The following is an 894-nucleotide window of genomic DNA, read 5'->3' as shown; positions in this document are numbered from 1 at the left end:
TCCTCTGTTGGACGCTGGATTAACTGGTTCACGCAGTCGGGTGTTGAGGGACTGAAATCATTACCTGCCGGGCGTGCCCGTCGCTGGCCGTTTGAGCATATCTGCACACTGTTACGTGAGCTGGTAAAACATTCTCCCGGCGACTTTGGCTACCAGCGTTCACGCTGGAGTACAGAACTGCTGGCAATAAAAATCAATGAGATAACCGGTTGCCAGTTAAATGCCGGAACCGTTCGCCGCTGGTTGCCGTCTGCGGGGATTGTGTGGCGAAGGGCTGCGCCAACTCTGCGTATCCGTGACCCGCATAAAGATGAAAAGATGGCAGCAATCCATAAAGCACTGGACGAATGCAGCGCAGAGCATCCGGTCTTTTATGAAGATGAAGTGGATATCCATCTTCATCCCAAAATCGGTGCGGACTGGCAACTGCGCGGACAGCAAAAACGGGTGGTCACGCCGGGACAGAATGAAAAATATTATCTGGCCGGAGCGCTGCACAGCGGGACAGGTAAAGTCAGCTATGTGGGCGGCAACAGCAAAAGTTCGGCGCTGTTACATCAGCCTGCTGAAGCGGCTTAAAGCGACATACCGTCGGGCGAAAACCATCACGCTGATCGTGGACAACTACATTATCCACAAAAGCCGGGAAACACAGAGCTGGCTGAAGGAGAACCCGAAGTTCAGGGGCATTTATCAGCCGGTTTACTCGCCATGGGTGAATCATGTTGAACGGCTATGGCAGGCACTTCACGACACAATAACGCGTAATCATCAGTGCCGCTCAATGTGGCAACTGTTGAAAAAAGTTCGCCATTTTATGGAAACCGTCAGCCCATTCCCCGGAGGCAAACATGGGCTGGCAAAAGTGTAGCGGTATTAAGCGCAGCTATTTAG

1 pseudogene is annotated in these 894 nt (G+C 52.3%); it reads left to right on the top strand.

The features are described 5' to 3' along the window. Nucleotides 1-871: pseudogene (locus ACUU1I_RS20840) on the top strand (IS630-like element IS630 family transposase); the annotation flags it as partial. Between the last annotated feature and the right edge of the window lie 23 nt (nucleotides 872-894).

It is taken from the genome of Shigella sp. SIG3 (assembly GCF_053555855.1).
This window is presented reverse-complemented; position numbering and strand designations above follow the sequence as displayed.